The sequence below is a fragment of the Parendozoicomonas haliclonae genome (assembly GCF_900174585.1).
Taxonomy (GTDB): domain Bacteria; phylum Pseudomonadota; class Gammaproteobacteria; order Pseudomonadales; family Endozoicomonadaceae; genus Sansalvadorimonas; species Sansalvadorimonas haliclonae.
The window spans coordinates 157,527-181,515 of sequence record NZ_FWPT01000007.1 but is presented as its reverse complement, the minus strand read 5'-3'; the positions used below and the strand labels follow the sequence as shown (position 1 = coordinate 181,515).

Sequence of the window (23,989 nt, the reverse complement as noted above, 5' to 3'; positions counted from 1 at the left end):
TCCGGGCTGTATAGTGGGTAAAGGTGCAGAGAGCTAGGTAGTGATGCAAACTTGGATATGGGCCTCCTTAGGTAATGCCTGCAGTTCGTTTTCGTGTTGAACACCTGTACAATCAGCGCCATTTTATCTGGCTGTCCGTTCCTGAAACGCAGTCCGTAAATCAGTGCGCGAACGATACGCGAAGGTCCTGATGTCCGAACATTCTATCTCTGAAGAATACGAATTCTTTGCCTCCTGCCCGAAAGGGGTGGAAGGTCTGCTGGCGGAAGAGCTGGCTTCGCTGGGCGGCGAGAGCATTCGTCTGACCACCGCCGGCTGTTATTTCCAGGGTGGCCTGAAGGCTGCTTACCGTGCCTGTCTGTGGTCCCGTCTGGCCAACCGGGTGATGCTGTCCCTGCGCCAGATCGATGCCGAGTCCCGTGACTTCCTCTACGATGGCGTAAAGGCTATTGCCTGGGAAGATCATTTCGAGCCGGGCTCTACTCTGGCAATCACCTTTAACGGTACCAGTAAATCCATCAATAACAGCCACTTCGGTGCGCTTGTTGTGAAGGATGCCATCTGTGACCGTCTTCGTGACAAGGCTGGTTTCCGCCCGGATGTCAACAAGACCCGCCCGGATATCCGGGTGCATGTGCGCCTGAACAGCAAGAACCGTGCGGATGTCTCTCTGGATCTGTCCGGCGATAGTCTGCACCGCCGGGGCTACCGTCTCGATACCGGTAAGGCACCGCTGAAAGAGAACCTTGCGGCCGCGTTGCTGATTCGTGCCGGCTGGCCGCAGATCGCCAAAGATGGCGGTTCGCTGGTGGACCCGATGTGTGGTTCCGGCACCTTCCTGCTGGAAGGCGCGTTGATGGCGGCAGATATCGCTCCGGGTCTGCTGCGCCTCGATTACGGCTTCCATAAATGGTCCGGCCATATTCCCAAGCTGTGGAATGATCTGATCGCTGAAGCCCGTGAGCGTCGTACCGTAGGTCTGGACAATCTGAAGAGCCGGTTTATCGGTTATGAAGGCGATGTGCGGGTGGTGCGTCAGGCCCATGAGAACCTGCGCCGTGCCAGTTTGGAGAAGCGTATCCATATCGAAACCCGCGAACTGGCGACTCTTGAGCCAATCAAGGGTTATACCGGCCTGGTGATCTGTAACCCTCCATATGGCGAACGTCTGGGTGAGGAGTCCAGCCTGGTGTGGCTGTACCAGCGTCTGGGTGAAACCTTCCGTACCTGCTTCGATGGCTGGCAGGGCGCGATCGTGACCAGCAATATGAATCTGGCCAAGCGTATGGGCCTGCGCTCCCGCAAGAGCTACAGCTTCTTTAACGGTGCGCTGGAAGTGAAGCTGCTGAATTTTGATATTCAGCCTGAGTCTTACTTCGGTTACCACAAGAAGGTGCAGGAAGCCGAGCAGGGCGGTCAGCCGGTAGAGGTAACAGCGACCAGTGTGACCCTGGGCAAGGGCGCAGAAATGTTTGCCAACCGCCTGCGTAAGAACCTGAAAACCCTGCAGAAATGGGCCAAGAAGAACGAGATCGAATGTTACCGTGTGTACGATGCGGATATGCCGGAGTATGCCGTAGCCATTGATCTCTACCGTGATCAGGTGCTGGTGTCCGAGTACAAGGCCCCGGCCAGTATCGATGAACAGAAGGCCCAAGAGCGTTTCAACGATGTGCTGCAGGCCATTCCAACCGTATTGCCGGTTAAGCCTGAGCAGATTCAGCTGAAGCAGCGCAGCCGTCAGTCTGGCAAGAGTCAGTACCGCAAGCTGAGCGATGAGAAGACTTACTTTGAGGTGACCGAAGGCGGCGCCCGTCTACTGGTGAACCTGACCGACTATCTCGATACCGGCCTGTTCCTGGATCACCGCCCGATGCGTCTGCGTATCCAGAAGGAAGCCCGAGGCAAGCGGTTCCTGAATCTGTTCTGCTACACCGGCGCGGCGACTGTGCATGCAGCTGTAGGTGGTGCCAGTCAGACCACCAGTGTTGACCTGTCCAAGACCTATCTGGAATGGGCGCGGCAGAATCTGTCTCTGAATGGTTTCAGTGATCGCCATAAGCTGGAGAACGCCGACTGCATTAAGTGGCTGAAAACCTGCACCGAGACTTACGATCTGATCTTTATCGATCCGCCAACCTTCTCCAACTCCAAGAAGATGCGCGATGTGTTCGATATCCAGGAAGAACACAAGGATATGCTGATCCGCGCCATGGGACGTCTGGCCCGTGATGGTGTGTTGTACTTCTCTAACAATTTCAGGAAGTTCAAGCTGGATGAGGAACTGAGCGAGAAGTTTGTGGTGGAAGAGATTTCCAGTCAGACCATTGATCAGGATTTCAAGCGTAACCAAAAAATTCACCGCAGCTGGAAGCTGACCCACCGCCATTAATGGTAAGAAGGTAACGCCTTGCGTCGTAAGGCGTTATCTTCCCCACTATTTCCAGTTAGCCATTATCAAGAGATTCTGAGAGATCCAGAGAATCTGAGAGACTGTCAATGGTGCTTGCCGAATCCGGCTCAATAGCTGGCAGATGAATCTCGTCATCATCTGGTACCCAGGGGTCCTGAGGATGGGTGTATGTATAAGCCGGTGTAATTCCCATCATGCCAAGATTGTCAGCGATAGCCCCGGCTTGCTCATCCAGAAAACGTTCAGCGGAATAGCTCAATCTCGGCCTTCTCGGGTTCTCCCTGGTTTGAAGATCTGCCATGAGAAGCCTCAAACCGTGAAACAGTGAATGCGGGATAACCAGATCACCAAGGTTGTTTAATCGGTGAAGTTTTGCGGGACAAGTACTGACATGATCGATTAAAAAACTGCGGGTATAGCCATTGTGGCAGGTTTGGCATCTCTCCTTTTCAAGGTGGCATATGCTCCGGTGATCGCTGAGGTAGTAGGGCGTGGCTTCATAGGTGCAATGCGTATTGATACAGGGAAACTTTGTCCGGCAGGAGCGTTCGTGAAATTTCAGCTGTGAAAGACGTCCTTGCCATCCACAGGGTTGGCAGCGAGCGGGTTTCCCTGCGTCCTTTCGTTCCACAATGCCGTATCTCAGTTCTTCGGGGCGAAAGTGGTAAGACATTGTGCATTGGGGGCACTCGGGTTTGAGATAGGGGTTGGCATAGCAGGCGACGCACACCCGGTGAAAGATGTTCTGTCTGGCGGCACCGCACATAAGCTTGATCTGTCCCAGTGAGTCCGAAAGCTGGCAGCAGCCACACTTATCAGTCTCAATGGGAACCAATACCTGATATCTGGCCCCAGAGCGACCATGATAGGTTCTCCACTCCTTCGTTGGCTCATCAGGCTTCGTCCGTTTGAGTGCGGGCTCGGGCAGACTCTTGGGTGAAGGCTGTTCCACCGGGCGTTGGCGTTTGCTCATACTGCGGGTGATCATCTGGACCTCTATGCTGTGTTCTTCTCCTGAGGTGTGGTTAGAGCGTTTGAACGGATATTCCGTGATGTGCAGTTAGGAAAAATAACTGTCTGGTTAGAAAAGTGTTGGTTTCTCTGAGACTGACGTTTAATTAGAAAGCCCCCAATCCCGTCCAACGATGGTTGACTACACTCCTCCCTCCGCTCCATCGTTTACTCTACGGATGCCGATATGACTGAAGCTGTACAGTTATTCTCTCGGAAAAGGTTTAGTGGGCACTGGTTGTCCAATATGTTGAAAATTGCACCGGCCTTGTTGCTGGTTGCTGCCAGCCACCTTTTTGCCGGTACTGACTGGGAACAAACCCCCTGGTTCGAGCATTTTCCCCCATCTATACAGGCAAAGCTCAAGGCCAATCCCGATCTGGACCTGACCGACAAAAGTATTCTCAAATTATGGGATGATTATTTTGATGCCAGCGATGCCGAAAGCCGCATCGCGGTGTCCGGACTGAAAAAGAGCCTGACCATTCGTCAGCTGGATGAGGAGAGCCGGGATCTGGCAGCTTATCTGCAAGCGCGATTGCAGGGGCAGAAACACCGGGTTGCGGTGATGATGCCGTCGTCACCTGAGCTGATGGTTGTGCTTTTGGGGGTGATCAGAGCCGGGTATGTGCCGGTTATCGTCTTGACCGCAGGCGATAACGATTTACTGACGCAGAAGCTGAAGAAACAACTGCAGCTCAGCAAACCTTCTGCCATGATCGGTATGGCAACCCATTCCAAGGTTATCCAGGATGCTTTGGAAGGGGCGCAGCAGGAAGACAATCCTGATGGTGACAGCTATACGTCAATGCCTTTGATTGTCTCGGGTCTTTTCGATACGGATCAGACAACAGGCTTGGTGGCCGGCGCCACAAGATGGCTTAGGTCGACAGGCGCGAGTTGGACAGGGATTACCCAAAGTCTTCCCGCAGGGGCAGTGACCTTGAAGAGCGCTATTCAGGAGGGTTCTGATAAGCAAGTTGCCAAAGTGCGTATGGGCTTGGATGATGAGGCCCTTGTGCAATTTACCAGCGGTACAACCGGTAATCCTAAAGCGATCTCTATCACGCAGAAAAACCTGTTAGCCAATCTTGAGCAGGTTGGCGATGTTTTGCGTTTTCAGATGGAAGGGGCTCCTCCCCAGCCGTCTTTGTGGATGCCGTTACCCATGACCCATGCTTTTGGTTTAATGATTGCGATGGGGGCTATGCCACTTTTGAAGGGCAGCCTTCAGCTGGTAACAGATCCGAGAAACCCCGAGGAATTGTTTTCAACCCTTGGCAGCAGTAAGCCTGATGCGCTATTTGGTGTTGATAAGTTGCTGGCGGGGATTACCGGGGAGAAAGGCCAGCCAAAAACCCTGAACGCCATGGGTGATAAAAAACCGACCATGATTGTCGCCGGTGCATCGGCGATCAAACAAACTACGCGGGATAGTGTGAAAGCAACCCTTGGTGTTGATATAACCGAAGGGTACGGAATGTCGGAATCTACCGTGGGAATCGCTTTGGAAATGAAGCCCGGTCAGGGACTGGTGCCACTGCCTTATATTGATGTCCGAATTGCCAAAATTCCTGAGGATGAACTCCTGCAGGAGGAGCAGTTTGATTTGAACAATTATGAAGTCCAGTCTGGAGATGAAGGAGAACTCTTTGTTTCCGGGGATAATATTTGTGGCGGCTATGACCAGTGTCCAGAGGAGACTGCCAAGACTTTTGTGACCGATAGCAATAGGGTGCGCTGGATCAGAACGGGCGACAATGCGGCATTTAATCCAAATGGTACGTTGAGAATTACTGCACGTGCCAAAGAGATTATTGTTGTGAATGGGCAAAACGTAAATCCGGAAAAGCTGGAGTCTATCGCTGCACAGATGGGCGATATTGAAGAGACTATGGCATTTGGCGTTCCCAAGGATCCCGCTTATCCCGCAGGTGATGAACGGGTTGCATTAATCGTCCGGCCCAAAGTGAGAGCCAATGTCTCTTCGATTGATGTCGTCAACTTCTTGAATACATCGAAAAGACTGGAGACCTATGAAACACCACTGTCAGAGCTGGTGCATATTGTTCCCCATGATGCTGTTTTACCCAGAAACCCTCTGACAAAACCCTTGCGTACCTTTCTGAAACGCGAGGCTTTAAGTCAACTACGCTCTACCTATGGCTCCCAGAGCCAGGAGCTTCAGCCAAAGGATATAACAGGGATCTTTGCTGCGATGTCTCTTAAGCCGGGCAAGTAGATAAGCAAGCAGGCCTGTTGCTTCTAATAGAGGCAGCAGGCTCTATTGAGCTAGGGCTTGTATCGGCAGCCAGGCAATGGAAAGAATTCAATTTATAACATTATGTTTTAAGAAATAAGTGAACTATTAAGTTGAGTGGGTATCAAAAAGGGAAGGGAAGATCCAAATAGATGATGGAAGGAATGCCAAAATGAAAATCAAAACCAAATGTTTTTTAATGTTGTTTTTAGTGCTTCAATCTAGCGCTTCATTTCTTTATGCGAACTCATTTCTGATTGAGGCTTCCAGCAAAGCACAAATAGCAGAATTTAAAGATACAATAGACAAGAAAATGATCAGCTGTCTGGGAGGCTGTAAAGTCCAAAGTGGATCCTCATATTCTGCAGTTGCAATCCCTAATTTTGGAACATATCTCATTAGTTCAAAAGCTTACGGATTTGCTGTTCTCTTCAAGAGATCGAAAAATGCGTATCGGCTCTCTCCACAAACAAACGCTCTTGCCCTGCTAAAGGGTTTTACATCCGATTCAGTCTGTCAGTTGTTATCTAATCCAGATGGTGGAATGGCAAAAATAAAAGAGTACGCGCGGGATGATTTCAATTATTTTATAGAGACGATCTCAGAGAGGAGAACTCCCAGAGAAAGTAAAATATTTGTTATGGTTCAACCAAGCGATTTAGATCCTCGAAAAAAAGACTACTTTTATTGCTCAGAGCATTCCTATTAAAATCAGTTTCATCCTGAAACACTATCCTGATACGTTGGCGTGAATCCCGCCGTATCAGGATTTCAAGAGGCCTTTGTTTATTGAAAAGCCTTGCTCTTGCTTGCACACTCGCTGCATGAAAACTCCCTACGAATTTCTTCAAGCCATTCGTGATGGCAAGGACGTGCCCTGGAATAAGGGCGTACAGCTTTTGGCGCGAAGGGGCGTTAAACCGGCCCGGCTGAATCGTATCTTTGAGCCTGATTCCAGCTTTGATACCAAGACCTCGGTACAAGTGCTTGACTGGGAAGCCTTTGAGGCTCTCTGCTCGCAGTTTCCCGCACCTGTTGAAGTCACTAATCGTCAATCGGCAACCGAGGCGGGTGACTCCCATCGCAAATCGGTTACCGGAAGTATGTTGACCCTGTTCAAGCCCGGCTGGCCGGAACCCCGTGCTGCGGTGTGCTGGGATGGAGTTGAGTGGACAGGTCTACCTGAGCCTGAACAGCATCTTCTGCTGGTGGAAAACCTTGAAAACTTTCTGCGCCCGAATGAAACCCTTGATCTGGCTCTGACCCGGTGTGGTCTTAATGTTCCAGCTGATCAGGTGATGCTGGCCTTTGGCTCTGGCAATGCAGCAGCCAAAGCCTGCAATGCTCTCTTTTATCAGCACTTTATGTCGGTAAATTGTCTGTTTGATGTGGATTTGGGTGGTATCCAAATCTGGCAAAATATTAAACAGTTACTGGTTATCCGTGATATGCCGGTTCGGTTTCTGGTTCCGGAAAATATTGCCGATCTTTTGCAGCAATCACGGCGCAAGCTCTCGCAGGACGAGCGCCAGCAGCTTAAGGCTCTGCATGAACAATGCCCAGAACTTCGATCACTCATCGCCATGATGTACAAGAGCCACCGCAAGCTGGAACAGGAAACTTATCTGGATTGATATTCGAGCGCCCCTGGGGAAATGACCTGCAGGCTCTGGCTACAGGTCGATCGGAGAGGTAGGTTGGGGCGATGTCACCTTAGTTTGAACGGTGCTGATTAAAGCCCCGTATGCCGTATCAAAGGGCGTGATACCCTGCAAAACAGATGTGTATCTCCTTCAGATTCTTCATTGATAGTGTTCCGGGAATAGAGGCCAACGGAATATATGTTCTCATAAGATGCACAGACGGACGTGTTGCTGAACTGAAAGACGCTGGCGTTCCCCCGGCAGCGAAGCAGCAGCAAATCGGTTGAAGAGTTGTAGGCGACATCTTCAGGTGTGCAATTGGTGACGCCACCTGAGTGAAGCATGAAGCCAGGGTTATGGCACGTTATGATATTGCCGACCCTGCGATGGGTCATCCCCTGATCCGCACACGTTCTCATGATTTGATACCAGGCACCAATGGGCTGCGTGTAGTCCTCTTCCCTGGCTTCGCTTACGGGATTAACAGGTTTCAGACGTCCATCACTGTTGATGATGACAGCGCCATGTTTTCGGTAAATGGAAAGATAGGTGATCGAACTCTGAATGTGGGTCTGGCCATGAAAACGACCCTGATGCTCTTCTTTTTTACAGGACGCATGCAAGGTATCCGTCTCGTTGTCGTAGATAATATCCTTGCAGCCGTATTTGAAGGAGTTTTCGTGCTTGTTCAGCCATTCGGTCATTGAAAGAGCATCGTCGGGCCTGTCGTTCTTCTGCTCCTGAATGTTGTCATATCTTGGGAACTTAAGATTGTTCAGCTTTTTAATGGCCAGAAGCTCCGTATGATTGTAATAAATCCATCCGGAAACTATGTTGACATGAAGTTTGAAGCCTTTATTAACAAGGGCGCAAGCGTTACTGACAACCATGGTTTTCTCCCCGGGAAGACTAAAAATGCCGGGGTCGTCCAGAATAATCCTGAGCTCATCATTGTGAGGCAAATAGGATACTCGTCTGTTCAGGCAATCATCATTGTCCTCACAGAGTTCTTTGAGATAAGGGCCGTCGGGTACTTGCCATAAGCCGTTAAGGCACTGTTGGAGATCAATGTTCGCGTAAACGGGTATGTTCATACCAAGCACTATGGCGACACTCAGCCACTTGATGGCCTTGAAAATACACTTTCGTCTCTCTGCTGGCATAAAGCCTCCTCCATTGGGATTATTGCGAACATTTTGTGCTGCAGATCCCTTAGACCAGCCAGAACGGGAAAAACCTTAAGCGAACTGTTTTTGGGAGTGTCTCTGACCATCTGTTCAGAGTCTCTTACGGGGATGGAGTACCTTTTTACGTCATTTCAATAGAATCTCCCCCAGATTTGAGGCATCTGCGAATACTCTTGGTGCCTTCAGGCAAGGCGGCTGCAAAAGCCTGCATCACTCGCTTTTATCAGTATTTTATTTCGGTAAACTGTCTGTTTGATGTGGATTTGGCAGGTATCCAAATCTGGCAAAATATTGAACAATGGTCGGCTGGTAGTGATCTTGCTGTTCATTGCCTTTTTCGATTACTCATCGCCTTGATGTACAAGAGCCGCCGCAAGCTCGAACAGGAAACCTATCTGGATTGATATGCAATTATTGGATGATTCTTTAACTGGCCCTGAAGGCTCCCTGTTCGACGGTGATCGCTACGAAGTTCTGCGGCTGATTATGGTGAACTCCGGCAGCTCCGCCTATGTCGAGCTGCCCTTGGATCAGACTGCAGCGCTACTGGGCAGCAATAACCAGGGCAAGACCTCGGGTCTGCATACTCTCAAGCTGTTCCTGCTGCCGGAGGTGAATTTCCGCAACTGTGAAAACAAATTTGGCTTTGCCTCCAAGGATCGTGAGTACACCGGCCTGGAGAGTTATCGCTATTATTTTCCCAGCGCCAGCTCCTTTATCATTCTGGAAGCCAGCAACCCCCGTGGTGAGTTCTGTATTGTCCTCTATCAGAGCAATCAGGAGCTGGGCTATAACCGTCTGGCGGTGCCACGCCCTTATGAACATATCAAGCATCTGTTCTGGGATGAGAACAGTGGTGCCAACCAGGGCGTAGGCTCCCATCCGTCCGATATGGATCTCAGTGCGATTACCTCTCGCCTGAAAAAGCTCGGCGGCCGCACGCTTAATGATGTGGCTTCCATTCGAGAGGCCCTCTACACCCGGGTTGACCCGAGTGATGACGATACCCGTTTCTGCCTGATGCCGCTGGTGCAGTCACCCAGCCAGCATATGATGCGTTCTATCAAGGCGCTGCTGCAGCTCTCCTTTGATATCAAGGGCGCAGACCATAAGAACCTGCCCCAGGCCATCGCCAATATTATTGATGCGGATTTGTCTTCCCAGAAGGAGACCATCAGCATCGACTTCCGCCGGATTCAGGATGACCGTGAGCGTCTGAGCCAGAACCAGCGGGAGATTCGCGCCATCCGTGATCATATGGATGACTGGAACAGCCTGCGAAAAAATTATCAGGTGAGCTATCAGGAGCAGAGCTTAGCTCTGCGTAATGGTTATCAGTCTCTTCTGGCAGCTTTAGCGCAGCATTCTGACTCTATCGATCCGCAGCTAAGTGATGCTCGTGCAGAACATGAGAGCATTCAGTCTCGATTCAAAGATGTTAACGGGCAATTGGACAGTATCCGGAGTCAGTTTGATGAGGCGAAGGGTATTTACGGAAATCTTTCTAAAGATGTTTCTGATCTTGGAGAAGCCATTGCCCTGGCCAATGATGTGGTGGAACGGGAAGCGCCTGCTGCAGGCAGCTCTGATCCTGATCGGGTACAGGCCTGGTTGAAGGAGTGCTTGCAGGAAGTTCAACAGGAGCTGATCGAGATTCAGAATCTGGAACAGACCCAGAATGCCCTGCAGCGAGAATTGTCCCGAAAACCCCAAATTCAGCAGGATATTGCTCGGGCCACGGCTGTGCTTCAGCAGCAGAAGGGCAGTACGCTCTCCTATCTCGATAAGCACAGCGCGCTGGTACTGAACAGCCTGAACGGCGGCTTTTGCGAGATGGTGACTGTTCCGTCCGATGAGCAGAAAGCCGCACTTCAGCCATTTACCCAACTGTTTACAGTGAACGAGCAGGGTCGCCTGTTGTTCTGTGGCGAACCGATGCCTCGCACTCAGGTTGTGCCGTTTGATGCGCTGGCAGTGAAGGAAGCTCACACCGCCCGCCTGCATAAGCTGGAAGATGATCTACAGAACTGCGAACGCCGCATTGAAGAATACCGCCGTGCATTGACTGGCAGTGATGAGCAGCGCAAGGAATCCCTGAAAGAGAAGCAGACCGAGATTGGTGAGATCAATCGGGAGATTGAGGTGATTTCTGGCTTGGCTTATACATCTAATCGCTATGCTCAGAAAAAACCTGAACTGGAAGCCCTGGCTCTTTATCTGGAAGAGCAGGGGAGCTGTAAGCAAACTTTAACCGAGCAACTTCAGCAGCTTAAAGCAGATCGGGAAAACAGTCGTGAGTTAGTTCACAGTCTAGAAATCCAGAAGAAGAGTTTACAAGGGGCTTCTGAAAGCTTGGACACTCTGCAGAAGTTAACAGGTTTTCAGCAAATACCAGCAGCAAATACAGAAGCTTATTCACCTCAAGAAATTGCTCTGAAGGCAAATGAGCTGATTCGTCTTTATCACAACGAGTTTGTGCCAACTAGAGAGCGGTGTATAGCGAAGTTTCAGCTTCTCATTAGTGAGGGGATTGCTGGACTTGATCCTCAAATGGCATTCAGGGTCGATCTGAAAGGCAAAGAATTTGATGATGCTTATCAAAAGCTTAAGGCCGAGTTTGAAAATATTGATTCGCGGGAACGTGATCACCGCAGCCAGGTTCAGAACCATAACCACGACACTGGTCGCCAGATCAGTCTGCTGGATAAGATGGACCTGGCCATCCGTAACTTCCAGGATCGGATTAATGGGGAACTGTCCCATATTCGTATCTCCAACCTGACCGGTGTACGGGTAGAGATTGGCACCCTCGACAGCTTTAATACCCTGCGCCATGAGCTGAAAGACCATGGCACGGAGTCCGACCGGTTGATGAAGGAATCCTTCTACAACCGTCTGCAGGACTTCTGCGAGAAGTATCTGATGACGGGGCACAATGCTGGTCGCCTCGATCTGGAACGGATCGTTAAGAGCGTGAAGTTTATTTACCAGATCAATGGTCGCGATGAGGTGACGCCACAGTCCAACGGCACCAGCTCGATGGTGAATGCGGTGCTGCTCTCCATTCTGATGCATAAGCTGGTGCCGGAAGATGTGGTGTTTGCCCTGCCGGTGATCTTCGATGAGGTGGGCAGTCTGGACGACAGCAACCTGGCTGAGCTGCGCCGGATTGTGGAAGAGCATAACTTCCAGCTCCTCGTCGCAAACCCGACCAACCAGGGCAATATCGCTCAGCATATCGGGGTCTGGCACGATCTGTTCCTGCATCAGGTCACCGAAGGTTCCCCGATAGGCAAGTGTCTGGCTATTTATACCGGCAGCAGCGAATCCCTGAAGGATATTGTTGATACCGTTGAACTTGCGGTCAACGAGCCGGAAACTGAGGATTCAGATCTTGAGGCTGAAGCATGATGCGGGTTGGCAGCGACCGTACGCTGGTCGCAATACTTCAGCATAAGTCGTTGTTTTTCCAGCTGATGGACTTTGTGCAGCACAGCCTGAACAACCCATCACTGGAATTTACTATCAGCGATTACCAGAAGCTGCTGGCCCGTACCGCAGAAGGGATGGATTCTGGCAAACGCCGTACCTTTCTCAATACCCTCGGCCTGGAAAACCTGAATCAGAATGGTCTGCTCAGTTATCTGGATCGCCGTAGCGGCCGCTTTCGTCTACAGCAGTTTGTGCTGGATATGCTGCGGCATCTGGACAGCAAACGTCTGCGGGAGCTGTCGTCCGCCGAATTGAACCAGTTGCTGAAACAGCTGGAAGAGTGTGAACGACAGCTTTCTGATAGCAATATCATCTGGTTAGACGACAATCCTGACTTTCAGGAGATGGTAGAATCCGCTCATAACACCCTGAACGAGGTGAATGCTCGGCTTCAGTCCAATGTGCGGGCGCTCAAGGGCCAGGCCTCTCATCTTGCTGAGCTGGTAGACCGGCAGGACTATACCCGGCTGGAACGCAGCGAGCAGGTGGGCTTTGCCTTGAATGAGATTCTGCGTATCCATGAGCGGCATGTGACGCCTATGCTGCAGTTTCTGGACGAGCGGCTGGATATCAGCCGTGCCGCTCACAGTACCAAGTCGGAGCTGCATGGCAGCCAGTCGCCTATGGCGCTGGTGCAGAAGATTATTAACCGCTTCTATGAACACCGGAAAGGCGACCATGTCACCCGTCTGCAGCGGGTGCAGTTCCATATTCTGCGCCTCGGTGAAGAGGTGGCGGCCATTGCCAAAAGCCTGGAAACCTATGTGCGCTATGCCCGCCAGGAGCGTCAGCGTTATAACCGCACCGAAGAGCTCTACAACAGCCTGTTGACTGCCGTGCAGGAGAAACAGCAAGGCCAGTTGCGGGACTTTCTGCTGAAGCCGGAACATCCGGTATTTGAGCCTTCCCGGGTATTTGGCAACTTCAAAAACTTCAGTAGAACTCTTGCAAGTAATATTAACTGGCCGGCCGAGCAGGGCACCGATGCCCTGGATGAAGTGCTGCGGGTACGGCTGGAACGCACGCCAAAGGTCTTGCAGGATAACCATTCCAAACCGGGCAAGCCCCGCTCGGAAGAGGAAATGCTCAAGCGCACCACCATCAACCGGATTATGAAGGCGATGGAACGGTTTGAGTACGATGTGCAACAGGATGATATCTATACCGTTTTGCACGAACATCTCTGTGCGCAGATGCAGTCCTATGGCTTGCCGAACCTTGTGGATGCGTTGGCCTTCCTGGGTGCCCATGGCAAGGTTGAGATTGTTTCGCCACCCCGGTTTAACAAGCTGGTGTATCAGGGGCAGCAGCTCAGTTACCGGCTGCGCAGCTATACCCCGAAAGGGCAGAAAGAGCCGGTACGACAGGCGGTTAACGTCGTTAAATCAATTGAGATGCAGGAGCGGGAAGCCCCATGAGACAGGATTTAAGCCGGGCGATTTACCGTCAGCTGATTAACGGCAATGTGATTAACAAGCAGATGCTCGATGGCAGCCTGCTGGTGCCTAACCCGTTGTTTGATGAGCTGGCCAGCGATGAGAATCGGGAGCACTACGATCATCTGTACAGCTATATCGGTTATGAGCTGAAGCAGCTGGGTGACAGCTTCTTCCTGAATGAGATCGGCAAGGATGATGTCTTGTCGGAAGTGGCGATGAAGGTGCAGACACTGCTCGTCGTGCTAACCCGTGGCGTGGCTGATCGTCATCTCTATACCGGTATTCTCACCGATCTGCGCGGTGGCCTGACCCGCCAGCAGATTGATGAGATGGGGGACCAGGAAGAGAACCAGCAGATTCTCGCCGCTGTCGGCTTTAAGGGCCGACTGATTGTGGAAGTGCAGAATGTTCTGGTTACCCGCCAGCTGGCGTTCTGGAATGGCCAGGATCATCTGGTGCTGTCAGATGGCGGCAAAGGTTTTCTGGATCATCTGCACGGGGTGTAGTGCTCCTGGGTTGACCATACCCAGTTCCTGCTGTTGAGGGCTGGGTATATAGGGGATCTGGTCGATAACTCTGGAAATAACCGGGTTATTGATTATGAAAATCCCACGCTTCTTTCGCTCCAACAGTGCACCGGCTCGCATGAATCCCATTGAAGAGTCGTCTTCTGGAAAATCCCGTATCAGCAAACGTCAGCTCAAGCGAGCTCTGGCGCGGCTTTTGCCCAAGTCCTTGTCCGATAAGCTCTTAAGTACCCGATCGGCCAAAGTGGTTGAGCCCAGACTTTCCATGAAATCGGATGCGGTCGTGTCGCTTGCCGCTCTGCGCCCGGAAGGGCAGCAGCGCTTGCAGCAGGATCTGGAGGCTTTGCAGCAGCCCCTGCGTAATGATGATTACACCGCCTTTGTGACCGGTATGACACAGTTTCTTGAACATCTGCAGGCCGAGACAGCAGAGCTGAAATTAACCCCTGAGCAGCGGGAGCGTATGGTTGAGAGTCTGGCTCGGAATTGTATAAAGCAGCTGCCCGCAAGTCAGAGACGAGCCGTGCGCAAGGCACTGCAGCAGCGGGGCTCGGCCATGGAACAGTGGATGGGGATAATGAAAATGCAGGCGACAATGGCCGGTAATCAGAAGCTGCAGACTATTTGTCAGGCGACTGAGCGCGTGCTGGCCGGCTTTGAATCCCGTGCCCATGCCGGAAAGAGCAAGTCTCTGCCAGAGCGTGCCGAGGGACTGGCTAAAGCGTTGCTTGCCCGTGATAGTTCGGCGTTGTCAGCGTCTTCAGTACGGGGTATTGAGCGTCATATCAGGCTCCAGCCTCTCTCCAAAGAGTGTCTGGACTTATTCCCGCACTGGGATCGGGGCGAGGAGTTTACAGCTCGGGCAGATAAAACCCTGCAAACCTATAATGCCAAACCCAATGCTACTCTTTCGCAGCAGATGCAGCACAGTACCTCCCGGTTTCTGGACGCGATGGTGAATCAGGATAGGGATGCTCTGGTTCTGGGCAGTTATGCACTGGTGCGGGATGCGTGCATGCTGGCGGTGGATAAAAATCCCGGTAAGGGGATAGGCACAGAAGATGCCATTGCCGAGGCGGAACCATTCTTTAAAGAAGCACTTGCACAACTTGCAGAATCAAACCGTGAGGTGCTGGTAAAAAATCTTAACCAGAGGGCCCCGCGCCTGCCGGAAGTTCTGGCTTCGGTGATTACCTGTATGGAGTGGCATGCCACCCAGTTGGGGCATAGGGATCATATGGTACAGAATGCCGCAGTGAATGGTCTTCCGCTGGTGACAGCTCTGGTAAACCAATTGCTGCCTGACGGCAGCAAGTCATTTCAGGATCAGGTGAATGCTATGGCGGCAGCCTCGGATAAAGGGCTCAATCCCCCCAAGGCATTATCGACAGGGCAGGTGGCGCAGACGCTGGGGCTACTCACCCATATTTCATCCTGAACGCTGTTACTGTGATTTGGTTATCATGCCGGGGTAACTGGTGCTGATATTCCAGCCTTTTCTTTTTAGGCGTGCAAGAAGCCCGCTGGGGCCGGGATAATGGGCTGCGCCTGTCAGGACAAAGAGTGAGGCATCCGGATTGTTTTCAATATAATCGGCAATCTTGTCAGTCATGACTTTATTGCGTGCCGCGCATTGGAATGCATCGCCAAAATCACCGGCATGAATCGGAATTTTATTGAATATCTGTGATTCCGTGGCGCCATTAAGTATCTGACCCAGATTATTCATGGCCTGATTCAAACTGGCCGTAGATGAGTGGATGCGATCAAGAATCTGCTGCAGTATCGCCTGACTTGAGGCATTTGTTTCCAGTGAAATCAGCGCCGGGCCATAGGGCGACTGGCAGTAGTCGCTAAAGGCTTTCTCCATGGAGCTGGTTTCAAGGTCAAAATGTTTAAGCCATATGTCCTGCAGCTGATTTGAAAATTCAACCATAGATCCGGTATGGCTACAGAATGTGTGGCTGCATCCGGTTGATTCGCAAAAGGCATGGTAAAGCGCTTTGTTATCCTCTGACAGTTGCTGATAGCCATGCAGGCCTGCAGCCTTAGGCGTGCGATGGGAGCCGTGTTTTTTGCCCTTGAAGAGCGCGTCATAATCTTTACCGGCTATTTCCATGGCGACGGCCGTTGATCGCCGGGCCTGCTCCATCACCTTTTTAGGCACCGGGAAGGTTTTCAAGTCGGTGCTGTGAATGGAACCGTAGAGATGAATAACAGATTTGCATCCAGAGCGCCGCGCTTTCCATAAAGGTCGCTGGTCCTGCAGCCTTTTTACGCGGGTAAGATGTTTATGGTTTTTGGCGGCCAGATGCTGCAGGGCTTCCCGGTATTGAGCGGCTCTTTTCTTCAACGCCTTCGGTGTGCGCCGGGGCAGATATCCCGGAGTTGTTCCTGGCAGCCTTGATGGCGCAGACAGGGCTTTTACAGTTCGTAAACCTGAACGGGTGGTGCAACGGCCGTTTTGGTCAAACCTGCTGCTTGAGCGCAGCCGGTAAGGACTGATGTTTACTGTGCTGGCAGCTGCTTTCGGGGTTTTGGGCATGCTGAACGTTCCTTTTCAGGCAAGCCGCCATAATCACTGATCCGCCAGTAAAATAGACTGTCAGTGCTGTCAGAATGTCTGACAGAACTGACAGTTGAGCGAGGAGAGCGGTCAGACCGAAGCAATCTCTTCAGCGGTCAGCTCACGCCATTCACCCGGCTCCAGGTCCGCATCCAGAGCAATGGCGCCAATCTGCTCGCGATGCAGGGCAATTACCCGATTATCCAGGGCGGCGAACATACGCTTGACCTGATGGTATTTTCCTTCACAGATGGTCAGCAGCACTTCATGATCAGAGAGCCGTTCCAGCTGAGCCGGTTTGGTCAGCTTCTTCTCGTTGTGCAGTTGAATACCTTCTGCGCAACGCTGCTCAGCATCTTCTACCAGCGGTGATTCCAGCGTCACCCGGTAACGCTTGCCCAGATCCTTGTTCGGGGAGGTGACCCGGTGATTCCACTGACCGTCACTGGTAATTAACACCAGACCGGTGGTGTCCGCATCCAAACGGCCGGCAATACCCAGCGTATGGGCCTTGGGAATATCCAACAGGGTCAGGATGGACTCATGGCTGCCTTCGCCAACATTGGAGCAGACCATATCCATCGGCTTGTTGAGCATGATGTAGTGTTCACTCTGGTGGTGCAGGCGTTCGCCGACCAGACGCACATCATCGCTATCACTCACTTTGAAACCGGAGTTTTTCACCACCTCACCATTAACGGTGACATCGCCCCGGTGCAGGGCCTTTTTGGCATTGGCGCGGGAGAGTTCGGTGCACTCACAAAGGAAACGGTCGAGGCGCATAGTTCGGGACAGGTCAGGAAGAAAGGGCGGGCATTATGCAGCGGACTCCGGTGTTATACCAGCGTCATCCTCTCTGAGCAGGGCACGGTAATTGCTTTACGGTGGCAGGCAATCGCTGTGGGGTGACCGTTATGGACGCACTTCAGGAAGTACAGCAGGAGGTACTGGTAAGGGCTCTGGATGCCCTGTTTATTATTCAGGGTGGTGCGCTTGTTCTGTTAATGCATGCGGGGTTTGCCTTTGTGGAGGTTGGCACTGTTCGTCGTAAGAATCAGGCGAATGGTCTTTGTCGCGTGTTGTGTGATCTTTCGGTGTCGGTGCTGGCCTATACCCTGATCGGAAGTGTGATCTTTGCGTGGCCGTTCAGCCCGCCTGCCATTTGGTCGTCTTGGGCAGCACCTGCGGATATTTGGCCCCGACACTTCTTTATTCTTCTGTCGATAGCCGCGATTCCAGCCATTATTTCAGGTGGCATTGCAGAGCGGGTGCGATTTGTGCCCCAGCTTCTGGCAACGGCTCTTATCATGGCCTTTCTTTTCCCGTTTCTGGATGCACTGGTTGTTCATGACCGGTTTGGCTTTCAGGCGCAGCTCTGTTGTTGGTTTGCCGCACCCTTTCATGATTATGCGGATGCTGTGGTAATCCATGGGTTTGCGGGTTGGGCCGCCCTTGCCGCCACGCTGGTGATTGGTCCGCGTCAGGGACGGTTTGGCCCCAAAGGCCGTAAAGATTTTCCTCCCTCAAATATCCCCTTTATGGCACTGGGTACCTGGATTCTTATGGTGGGCTGGTTTGGCTTTACCGTTCTGGCCGTTCCGGCCATACATCAGATAAACGGTCTGGTGGTGATGAATGTGGTGATGGCAATGGCCGGAGGCATCGTAGCCGGTCTGATTATCGGTCGTGGTGACACCGGTTTTATTCATAATGGTGCGCTGTCGGGGCTGGTTGCAATCTGTGCCGGGGCCGATGTTATGCACCCGCTGGCGGCCCTGCTGACTGGCAGTGTCGCCAGTGTGGGCTTTGTGCTGATTTTTACCCGAATTCAGCAGCGGCGCAGGGTGGATGATGTTCTAGGCGTGTGGCCTCTGCATGGAGTGAATGGAATCTGGGGTGTTGTGGCTGCTGGCCTGTTTGGTCAAACCGCACTGGGCGGGCTGGGCGGTGTTTCCTTATATGCGCAGATCGTGGGAGCCCTGGTGGGCATTGTTGTCGGGTTTATCGGTGGATTGCTGGTGTATGGGCTGATTCATCTCTTTATTGGTCTGAGGCTCTCTCCCGAACAAGAGGCCAGAGGGGCCGATCTCTCGCTGCACCGCATTCGATCAAGCCGTAATGAGTGAACAGATTGTGCACTTGTTTAATCCGGCATGGGAATTGCTCACACCCTCAATGGTTGGTTTTGGTGCAGTCCATTCGGTGGAGAGTGAGCCTGTCGAGTGCACGAAACAAGAATAAAGCACCGATATGGTGCAAATGTGTAGACGAAAAGAGGTGATGTTATGGAGTTATCCAGTGCGGTTGAATCCCTGATGCAGGGCACCAATACCCTGTTTATTCTGCTGGGGGCCATTATGGTTTTGGCCATGCATGCCGGGTTTGCGTTTCTTGAGGTGGGAACCGTTCGGCTGAAGAATCAGGTGAATGCACTGTCCAAGATTATCAGTGATTTCGGTGTCTCTACTCTGGCTTATTTCTTTATCGGTTATCAGCTTTCCTATGGCGTGAACTTTTTTGGCAGCGCAGATGAGCTGGTCGCAGGGCAGGGCTATGAGCTGGTGAAGTTCTTCTTCCTGCTGACGTTTGCGGCGGCCATTCCTGCGATCGTCTCTGGAGGTATTGCCGAGCGGGCAAGGTTTATGCCCCAGCTGCTGGCGACCTTTCTGATTGTGGCGCTGGTTTATCCATTGTTTGAAGGTATGGTCTGGAATGGCAACTTTGGTTTCCAGGGCTGGCTGGAGCAGCAGTTCGGGTTTGGCTTTCGGGACTTTGCCGGTTCTATTGTTGTTCATGCCGTGGGTGGTTGGATTGCACTGGCTGCGGTGTTGCTGTTGGGTGCCCGTAATGGCCGTTACCGCAATGGTCGGCTCGTAGCTTTTGCCCCTTCCAATATTCCTTTTCTGGCATTGGGCTCCTGGATTCTGACTGTGGGCTGGTTTGGCTTTAATGTGATGTCTGCCCAGACCGTCGACAGTATCAGCGGCCTGGTTGCCGTGAACTCCCTGATGGCGATGGTTGGTGGCACGCTGGCTGCACTGGCCGTAGGCCGTAATGACCCGGGCTTTATTCATAATGGACCGCTGGCCGGCCTGGTGGCGATCTGTGCCGGTTCCGATATTGTCCATCCGATCGGTGCGCTGGTGATTGGTGCAGTGGCGGGTGCGTTGTTTGTCTGGGCCTTCACCGCGACCCAGAACAAATGGAAGATTGATGATGTTCTCGGTGTGTGGCCGCTGCATGGTTTGTGCGGTGCCTGGGGTGGTTTGGCGGCCGGTATCTTTGGTTTACAGGCGCTGGGCGGTCTGGGTGAGGTGTCTTTCCTGTCCCAGCTGGTAGGTACGCTGACCGGTATTGTGATCGCTTTTGTGGGTGGTTATCTCGTCTATGGCCTGATCAAAGCGGTCTTTGGTCTGCGCTTGTCCGACGAGGAAGAGTTTATCGGGGCTGATCTGGCGATTCACAAGATTGGTGCGGTAAGCGACGATTAAGGCTTGAATGGTTTGTCTGGCAAGGCTTGGTTAATTCGACCGGGTCTTGTCTGTTACTTTTCACTCATTTTCCATCCAGCGGAAAGCATTCGGCTGTTTGCCAGCGGCCAGATATCTTCTGGCACAGCGCCACATCTCCCACTGTAAAACGTTGTGGCTGATCAATCTCCATATCCAGATAGTCCTGAACTGCCTGATCCAGAACCGGAACCGAGGCTGAGCAGGCAATGCTGATATGAAAGACCGGTTCGCCTTCCCAGGGAATGCGGTAATGAAAAATATCGGGAAAGGCCTGCCCTAAATCACGGTGCATCTTCATCAGGGTGTTATGGGGCTCTATTGCCAGATAGAGTGCTTCAGGGAATCCACACAGACCCTGTATATCGAGATCAAAACTGTGCCAGCGGTTGGCCAGCTTTTGTAGAGTGCTGATATCACTTTCACTCAGGCGCGTGGGTTCGATAAAGGGATACAGCAGGCTGATATGGGCTACGCTGCCTTGCTGCCAGGTGGAGTCATAACGCTGTCTCAGACTTCCATAAACCTGATCGACTTCGGGGAGCAGAATAGAAATGGCAGTACAGTCACCCTCTGCATAAAACTGCTCCTCCAATGGCATACAGGCCAGATCCTCCCGAGTTCTTATTCTTTGTAAATGTTATAAGAGCCGACAGGGTGCCATTTCCGGGGTAATTTTCCCAGAGGTTGAGATCTTAACTTTCAGGATCGCCAGTCTCTGGCATAATGGACGTTTTCGTTTCGGCTCTTGGACAGAGTCGGGCTGTGAACAGGCAAAAGGAGCCCTGGATGTTCAGACCCCTGCCGTTCTTTATTGGCCTGCGTTATACCCGGGCCAAAAGGCGCAATCATTTTATTTCGTTTATTTCTGCCATTTCCATGGGGGGACTGGTGCTGGGTGTGATGGCGCTGATTGTGGTGCTGTCGGTCATGAACGGTTTTGACCGGGAGCTGCGTCAGCGCATTCTCGGAATGGTTCCCCACGCTACGATTACCGCTGCCCGTGGTGAACTGACCGGCTGGCAGGATATCCAGAAGACCGTCGAAAGCATTGATGGTATTGAAGCCTCGGCCCCCTTTATTGAAGGGCAGGGGATGGTGACCAGTAATGGTCAGGTAAAGGGTATGATGCTGTACGGCATCGATCCCAAGCTGGAAAAGACAGTGTCCATTCTGCCAGACCATATGACTGCCGGCTCTCTGGAAGGGCTGGAGTCTGGCTCCTTTGATATTGTGCTGGGTGAAATTCTGGCCCGTTCGCTGGGGGTCTCTGTCGGCGATAAGGTCACTGTTGTACTGCCGGATGCGGCGGTCAATCCGGCGGGTATCTTTCCGCGGATGAAACGTTTCCGGGTTTCTGGCCTGTTTGCTGTGGGGGCGGATCTGGATGCCTCGCTGGCTTATATCCATATTGATGATGCTGCTCGCTTTATGCGTTACAAAGAGGGCGTGGAAGGTCTGCGCCTGCGGATGGATGATCTGTTTGCTGCGCCTCGTCTGGCCTGGGATGCAGCGATGCAGCTGCCGGGACAGTATTACATTAATGATTGGACCCGCACCCAGGGGCGATTGTTCCAGGCGATTCAGATGGAAAAGACCATGGTGGGTCTGCTGCTGACTCTGATCGTGGTGGTCGCGGCATTTAATATTGTTTCCACGCTGGTGATGGTGGTCACCGACAAACAAGCAGATATTGCCATCCTGCGCACCTTTGGCGCCAAGCCGGGTGCGATTATGGGCATCTTTATGGTGCAGGGCTCGGTGATCGGTGTGATCGGTACCATTGTCGGAACCTTGCTGGGGATTCTGTTGGCGCTGAATGTCTCCGCAGCGGTGGAATTTCTGGAGATGATTCTCGGAGTAACCTTCCTCGACCCGGGCGTTTACTTTATCAGCGATTTGCCTTCCCAGCTGCTTTGGAGCGATGTGGTGATGATTGCCAGTGGCAGTCTGCTGCTCAGCTTTATCGCCACCCTGTATCCGTCCTGGCGCGCTGCCAAAACCCAACCGGCGGAGGCGCTGCGTTATGAGTGAACACTGTTTAAATGATCCAGGCTTGAATGATGATGTCGTGCTGGCCTGCCGGGATTTGGTGAAGAGCTACGAAGAAGGCCCGGAAAAACTGGTTGTTCTTAATGGCGTGAATGTCGAGATTCGTAAAGGCGAGCGGGTAGCGATTGTCGGCAGTTCCGGCTCCGGTAAAACCACGCTGCTGAATATGCTGGCCGGACTGGATACTGTCTCTTCCGGCGTGGTGTCTATCTGCGGCACCGATATGGCCACCTTAAGCGACAGTCAGCGTGGTGATCTGCGTAACCAGTCCCTCGGCTTTGTTTACCAGTTTCACCATCTGTTGCCAGAGTTTACTGCGCTGGAAAATGCGGCGATGCCGCTGCTGCTGCGCAAGAGCTGCTCGGTCAGTGAAGCTCGGAAAAAGGCGGAAGAGATTCTGGTACTGGTCGGACTAGAGCATCGCCTTAGCCATAAGCCGGGTGAGTTATCCGGCGGTGAGCGCCAGCGTGTTGCGATTGCCCGTGCTCTGGTGGCGCAGCCTTCGCTGGTATTGATGGATGAGCCGACCGGTAATCTGGATAACCATACTGCCGAACGAATTCATCAGCTGATGCTGGATCTGGCGGAAAAGGTGGATACGGCATTTGTGGTGGTCACCCACGATCCAGAGCTGGCCCGCCGTATGAACCGGGTTCTGCATCTGACAGAAGGTCAGCTGGTAGAAGAGTAATTGTTCTCCGGACTCTTTCCAGAGAATATAAAAACGCCAGCATTTGAAGCTGGCGTTTTTATTACAGATTCAGGGTTGCCGGATCGATGGCAATGCCCAGGGAGCGTTTGTCGATACGCTTCTCTTTGCCCATTTCCTGGTAGCGGAAGCAGACCAGATCACCAACATTCACTTCCAGTTTTTCATCGCCGCTCAGGTATTTGTAATCTTCACCTTCCACGGTCAGGGTGTGGAGGTAGTAATCCGGCATGCCCAGCCAGTCACTGTGCGGGCCATCGGTAACAACATTTTCCAGGGTACCGCGACCTTGCAGTTTTGGTTTACGACGGCTGAAGCCACGATTGCTTCTGTTCATAGTGCACTCTTGCTAAAACAAATAATTAACAGGTAACCAGAATCGGTATGGAAAATACGGTTATCAGGTTATCAGGAACGACAGGCTTTGAAAAAGCCTGTCGTCAGAGGTGTTGGGTTCGTTGGCTTAACGTTTGGTCCGGCGTCGCCAGGAGCGGACAATATGCCAGCGCCAGAACAGGCGGATGCCAACATAGCTCAGCCCGCCCAGAACCAGCCCAGAGATAATCGAGCCAACATATAGAGGCAGCCAGATACGGCCCAGCTCACTGGCCAGCCATTCCATGCTGATCTCAAAACCGTGATGGGGAACAACCGGAGTCTGCAGAATAAAACAGCCAAGCTTGTAAGTGCCAAACCACATAATCGGCATGGTGACCGGGTTGGTAATCCAGACCAGCGCTACGGATACCGGCAGGTTACAACGCACCAGTAATGCCAGCACAGCAGCCAGTACCATCTGGAAAGGCATAGGGATAAATGCGACAAATACGCCAACGAAGAAAGCCAGCGCAGCTGAGCGCCGGTTAAGATGCCAGAGGTTCGGGTCCAGCAGATGTTCGCCCAAAAACTTCAGAGAGCGGTTTTCCCTGATTCGGGCCGGGTCCGGTAAATACCGTTGAATCAGTTTCCTGGCCATGCCGATAGATTAGGCTCTGTTCCTTAATAAATCACAACGAAATCATTCCAGATTGACTCAGCTTAGGTCAGCCCATCCTGATTGCATCCCTATTGATAGTCTACTTTTGGCAGACCCTGAAATAGCCGTGCAGTATGCCCTGAATAAGCGAATTTCTCCATATGTGGCAAACACTTGCCGGAATATGTTCCGGAATTCTGTTAGT

Annotated in this window: 20 protein-coding genes; 13 read left to right on the top strand and 7 right to left on the bottom strand. The window is 52.2% G+C overall.

The features are described 5' to 3' along the window. Positions 1 to 190 precede the first annotated feature (190 nt). The gene (rlmKL, locus tag EHSB41UT_RS15740) at positions 191 to 2,392 is read left to right on the top strand and encodes a bifunctional 23S rRNA (guanine(2069)-N(7))-methyltransferase RlmK/23S rRNA (guanine(2445)-N(2))-methyltransferase RlmL (protein WP_207626666.1); all 2,202 of its coding nucleotides are present in this window, start codon (positions 191 to 193) and stop codon (positions 2,390 to 2,392) included. Between the two features lie 55 nt (positions 2,393 to 2,447). On the opposite strand, the gene EHSB41UT_RS15735 is transcribed toward rlmKL, so the two are convergent. Next, positions 2,448 to 2,672 carry a hypothetical protein gene (locus EHSB41UT_RS15735; RefSeq protein WP_087111529.1) on the bottom strand — a complete coding sequence of 75 codons (225 nt, stop codon included), beginning with the start codon at positions 2,670 to 2,672 and terminating at the stop codon, positions 2,448 to 2,450. A 999-nt stretch (positions 2,673 to 3,671) separates the two neighbouring features. On the opposite strand from EHSB41UT_RS15735, the gene EHSB41UT_RS15730 reads away from it, so the two are divergent. The 3 genes from EHSB41UT_RS15730 to EHSB41UT_RS15720 all read left to right on the top strand — a co-directional run bounded on the left by EHSB41UT_RS15730 (position 3,672) and on the right by EHSB41UT_RS15720 (position 7,318). Next, a complete protein-coding gene (locus EHSB41UT_RS15730) occupies positions 3,672 to 5,666 on the top strand; it encodes a class I adenylate-forming enzyme family protein (RefSeq protein WP_165767286.1) in 1,995 nt (664 codons plus the stop codon). 190 nt (positions 5,667 to 5,856) lie between these two features. After that, positions 5,857 to 6,393 (top strand): hypothetical protein, encoded by a 537-nt coding sequence (locus tag EHSB41UT_RS15725; RefSeq protein ID WP_087111525.1) that lies wholly within the window; start codon positions 5,857 to 5,859, stop codon positions 6,391 to 6,393. Positions 6,394 to 6,508: 115 nt separating this feature from the next. After that, a complete protein-coding gene (locus tag EHSB41UT_RS15720; protein ID WP_087111522.1) occupies positions 6,509 to 7,318 on the top strand; it encodes a hypothetical protein in 810 nt (269 codons plus the stop codon). Positions 7,319 to 7,416: 98 nt separating this feature from the next. Here EHSB41UT_RS15720 and EHSB41UT_RS15715 read toward each other — a convergent pair whose 3' ends face one another. Then, a complete protein-coding gene (locus EHSB41UT_RS15715; RefSeq protein ID WP_087111520.1) occupies positions 7,417 to 8,490 on the bottom strand; it encodes a hypothetical protein in 1,074 nt (357 codons plus the stop codon). A gap of 200 nt (positions 8,491 to 8,690) precedes the next feature. Between EHSB41UT_RS15715 and EHSB41UT_RS15710 the strand changes: the two genes are divergently transcribed. The 5 genes from EHSB41UT_RS15710 to EHSB41UT_RS15690 all read left to right on the top strand — a co-directional run bounded on the left by EHSB41UT_RS15710 (position 8,691) and on the right by EHSB41UT_RS15690 (position 15,410). Next, the gene (locus EHSB41UT_RS15710; RefSeq protein ID WP_133060535.1) at positions 8,691 to 8,918 is read left to right on the top strand and encodes a hypothetical protein; all 228 of its coding nucleotides are present in this window, start codon (positions 8,691 to 8,693) and stop codon (positions 8,916 to 8,918) included. 1 nt (position 8,919) lies between these two features. Further along, positions 8,920 to 11,925: a coiled-coil domain-containing protein gene (locus EHSB41UT_RS15705; RefSeq protein WP_087111517.1), complete on the top strand. Its 3,006-nt coding sequence runs from the start codon at positions 8,920 to 8,922 to the stop codon at positions 11,923 to 11,925. Next, complete coding sequence (locus tag EHSB41UT_RS15700; RefSeq protein WP_087111515.1) at positions 11,922 to 13,424, top strand: hypothetical protein; 1,503 nt, start codon at positions 11,922 to 11,924, stop codon at positions 13,422 to 13,424. The genes EHSB41UT_RS15705 and EHSB41UT_RS15700 overlap by 4 nt, the downstream gene beginning before the upstream one ends. Continuing rightward, positions 13,421 to 13,951: a condensin complex protein MksE gene (locus tag EHSB41UT_RS15695; RefSeq protein ID WP_087111513.1), complete on the top strand. Its 531-nt coding sequence runs from the start codon at positions 13,421 to 13,423 to the stop codon at positions 13,949 to 13,951. The genes EHSB41UT_RS15700 and EHSB41UT_RS15695 overlap by 4 nt, the downstream gene beginning before the upstream one ends. 94 nt (positions 13,952 to 14,045) lie before the next feature. Next, entirely contained in the window at positions 14,046 to 15,410 is a 1,365-nt protein-coding gene (locus EHSB41UT_RS15690) for a hypothetical protein (protein ID WP_087111511.1), read from the top strand. Positions 15,411 to 15,416: 6 nt separating this feature from the next. Here the strand turns inward: EHSB41UT_RS15690 and EHSB41UT_RS15685 are convergent, their stop codons facing one another. Together EHSB41UT_RS15685 and rsuA are read right to left on the bottom strand one after the other, a co-directional pair. After that, positions 15,417 to 16,517 carry a TraB/GumN family protein gene (locus EHSB41UT_RS15685; protein ID WP_087111510.1) on the bottom strand — a complete coding sequence of 367 codons (1,101 nt, stop codon included), beginning with the start codon at positions 16,515 to 16,517 and terminating at the stop codon, positions 15,417 to 15,419. Between the two features lie 111 nt (positions 16,518 to 16,628). Continuing rightward, the gene (rsuA, locus tag EHSB41UT_RS15680; RefSeq protein ID WP_087111508.1) at positions 16,629 to 17,321 is read right to left on the bottom strand and encodes a 16S rRNA pseudouridine(516) synthase RsuA; all 693 of its coding nucleotides are present in this window, start codon (positions 17,319 to 17,321) and stop codon (positions 16,629 to 16,631) included. 131 nt (positions 17,322 to 17,452) lie between these two features. Here rsuA and EHSB41UT_RS15675 point away from each other — a divergent pair, with 131 nt between their 5' ends. Next, positions 17,453 to 18,664: an ammonium transporter gene (locus EHSB41UT_RS15675; RefSeq protein ID WP_087111506.1), complete on the top strand. Its 1,212-nt coding sequence runs from the start codon at positions 17,453 to 17,455 to the stop codon at positions 18,662 to 18,664. Between the two features lie 159 nt (positions 18,665 to 18,823). Then, a complete protein-coding gene (locus EHSB41UT_RS15670) occupies positions 18,824 to 20,029 on the top strand; it encodes an ammonium transporter (RefSeq protein WP_087111504.1) in 1,206 nt (401 codons plus the stop codon). 64 nt (positions 20,030 to 20,093) lie between these two features. Here EHSB41UT_RS15670 and EHSB41UT_RS15665 read toward each other — a convergent pair whose 3' ends face one another. Then, positions 20,094 to 20,648 (bottom strand): 2'-5' RNA ligase family protein, encoded by a 555-nt coding sequence (locus tag EHSB41UT_RS15665; RefSeq protein WP_087111502.1) that lies wholly within the window; start codon positions 20,646 to 20,648, stop codon positions 20,094 to 20,096. 188 nt (positions 20,649 to 20,836) lie between these two features. On the opposite strand from EHSB41UT_RS15665, the gene EHSB41UT_RS15660 reads away from it, so the two are divergent. Then, positions 20,837 to 22,081, top strand: a complete 1,245-nt coding sequence (locus EHSB41UT_RS15660) for a lipoprotein-releasing ABC transporter permease subunit (RefSeq protein ID WP_087111500.1) — start codon at positions 20,837 to 20,839, stop codon at positions 22,079 to 22,081. Then, positions 22,074 to 22,790: a lipoprotein-releasing ABC transporter ATP-binding protein LolD gene (lolD, locus tag EHSB41UT_RS15655; RefSeq protein ID WP_087111498.1), complete on the top strand. Its 717-nt coding sequence runs from the start codon at positions 22,074 to 22,076 to the stop codon at positions 22,788 to 22,790. Before EHSB41UT_RS15660 ends, lolD begins: the two co-directional genes overlap by 8 nt. 61 nt (positions 22,791 to 22,851) lie before the next feature. Here lolD and EHSB41UT_RS15650 read toward each other — a convergent pair whose 3' ends face one another. Together EHSB41UT_RS15650 and EHSB41UT_RS15645 are read right to left on the bottom strand one after the other, a co-directional pair. Beyond that, entirely contained in the window at positions 22,852 to 23,145 is a 294-nt protein-coding gene (locus EHSB41UT_RS15650; RefSeq protein ID WP_087111496.1) for a hypothetical protein, read from the bottom strand. Between the two features lie 126 nt (positions 23,146 to 23,271). Beyond that, positions 23,272 to 23,784 (bottom strand): DUF2062 domain-containing protein, encoded by a 513-nt coding sequence (locus tag EHSB41UT_RS15645; protein WP_087111494.1) that lies wholly within the window; start codon positions 23,782 to 23,784, stop codon positions 23,272 to 23,274. Between the last annotated feature and the right edge of the window lie 205 nt (positions 23,785 to 23,989).